The following is a 2,369-nucleotide window of genomic DNA, read 5'->3' on the forward strand; positions in this document are numbered from 1 at the left end:
GGTTAGGATATTTGTTGGTTCATACTCGCACCTCACAGAAGACAATATGTGTCGGTTCTGCTCACCGTTAGGCTCTCCGCACTCGGGTGACTCTCCGTCCTTTCATTGCTTCGAAACACGTAGATATGAGTCCAATGGGCTCGATCGCTTCCTCTCCAGTATTGATTACTATAAGTCGGGCAGGAGGGCTCTTGGAGCGAGTCAAGTGGATAGACCCGATGTTGTAATTGCTTCAAGTCCCCATCCCTATGCGTGGAGACTAGGTTGGGAGATCGCTGAAAAATATGGAGCCAAGTTGGTGGTTGAAATAAGAGACGTATGGCCAAGGGATCTAATCAGTGCCGGAAAGCTTTCAACGATGAACCCTGTAGCAGTTCTATTTGGAGCAATTGAGAAGAAGGCATACTTAAAAGCTGCTAAGATCGTATCGCTCCTTCCTAGTCTTGAGGCACATATATGTCAAGTGACAAAACGCAACACAGAAGACAGAGTAGTCTATATTCCAAACGGGATAGATGCTTCACGCTTTGAAAAACCGAAGATAACCAGTGATGTCACAGATTTGGTGCGAAGATTCGAATCAAAGAGAATAATCGCTTATTTAGGTTCACATGGCCCTACGAACGATCTGGAAACGGTGCTAAGAGGAGTCAAACTGCTTAACATCAAGAATGCTTCTGAGGATCTACAATTCGCTTTCATCGGAAGAGGCTCGGAAAAGAATAATCTCATTGATCTGGCAAAAGAACTCTCTCTCGACAATGTAGTCTTCCTTGATCAGATTCCCAAAGAATCTGTTCCTGGTCTCATCCAGTCAGTAGATGCCTTGATTTTCCCGCTTGCAAAGTTCGATATGCAGACTCCGGCGGTGAGTTCGTACAAGTTACTGGACTACATGGCTTCGGGCAAGCCAATAGTAGCGGCAGATCTTCCCGGATTACCTTTGAAAATTACTGGAGAAGGAGAATTCTACGAGCCCGGAAGTCCAGATTCATTCTCGCAGGCACTTACTAGACTGCTTCGTAGTCTTAGTGAAGATGCAAAGAAATGTATTAAGAACATCAGCTATGTAAGAGATAATAGAGATATCACAAGACTTGCAGAGCAGTACGAAAGGATTTTGAGAGAAGGTTAATGAATTAGTTTTAGGCTAGTGTCGTTTCGCAATTCAGCGTCGAGTTTTATATACTGCAATTTACATAGCTGTTTGGAAACCAAGAAAGTTATATGACATGAACGCAGTTCCACTATTCGACAAGTGCTTAGCATGTTCTTGTAGGAGTTATGAATGAAAGTATGCGTAATTACTACCGTGCATTCTCCGGGCGACATAAGAATAAGAAAGGAGCTAGAAACACTACACAGTGGAGGACATGAAATACATTTCATTGCTCCGGAAGGTGACTTCTCTTTAGCCGGAATTAGTTACATGCCAATTGCTCGTGCAGGAGGAAGACTTAACAGGTTTCTTCGAGGCTCCAAAGATGCTCTAAAAATTGCTCGAAGTGTCAACGCTGATGTCTATCACTTTCATGACCCAGAGCTTATTCCTCTGGGGTTGAAGCTCAAAAAAGCAGGGAAGAAAGTGATTTACGACATTCACGAAGAATACCCTTCAGTAATCTTTATGAAAAACTGGATTCCGAAACTTTTCAGGAGTTTAGTCTCTCGATTTGCAGATTGGTATGAGAAAAGGGCGGTTCGCAAGTTTGATGGGATTGTGGTGGTTGTCCCCGAACAACTTGAAAGATTTCCAGTAGCAAAGAGATTCGCAGTTTTGCCAAATTATCCAAATGTAGAGAGACTTAAGCCTAAGAGAAGAACTTCAAGCGATGGAGTTTTAAGGTTTGTCTATTCAGGATCAATAGATATAGACAGGTCAATTGTTGAGATGATACAGGCATTTAGACTTGTGAGGAAAGCTTACAATGTTGAACTTAATTTGCTTGGGCCGATTTTTGATCCAGAATTGAAGCGGCTAATACTGGGGTCGGAAAGTGCTGCAGGTGATGGACTTCACTACAAAGGTTTTTTGCCCTATGAAGAAGCCTTAGATAGCGTGGCTCAAGACGACATTGGACTGATGGTAATGCATAGAGGAAGAAGCAAAGAGATGTCTTCACCGCTGAAGATGTTTGAGTATCTCGCGCTTGGATTGCCCATAATTGCTTCCGATTTCAAGAAGTGGCACGATGTACTCGATGAAAGACCATGCGCTCTTTTCGTTGACCCTGATTCGGCTGAAGACATAGCCGAAAAGATGGAGCTTCTAATCAAGAATAGAGAGCTAAGAAGTCAAATGAGAGATAACGCAATCGAGATTTCCAGCAAGTATTCATGGAAGTCTATAGAAGACCGTTTACTAACAC

General features: G+C 43.0%; 2 protein-coding genes. Both read left to right on the plus strand.

Annotation, left to right across the window (positions count from 1 at the left end):
* On the plus strand, nucleotides 1–1,135 hold a 1,135-nt coding region (locus tag ENN47_07690), incomplete at its 5' end, for a glycosyltransferase WbuB (protein ID HDP78050.1).
* Nucleotides 1,136–1,288: 153 nt separating this feature from the next.
* The coding region (locus ENN47_07695) for a glycosyltransferase (protein ID HDP78051.1) at nucleotides 1,289–2,369 on the plus strand (1,081 nt) is incomplete at its 3' end.

It is taken from the genome of Mesotoga infera, assembly GCA_011045915.1.
GTDB lineage: Bacteria > Thermotogota > Thermotogae > Petrotogales > Kosmotogaceae > Mesotoga > Mesotoga infera_D.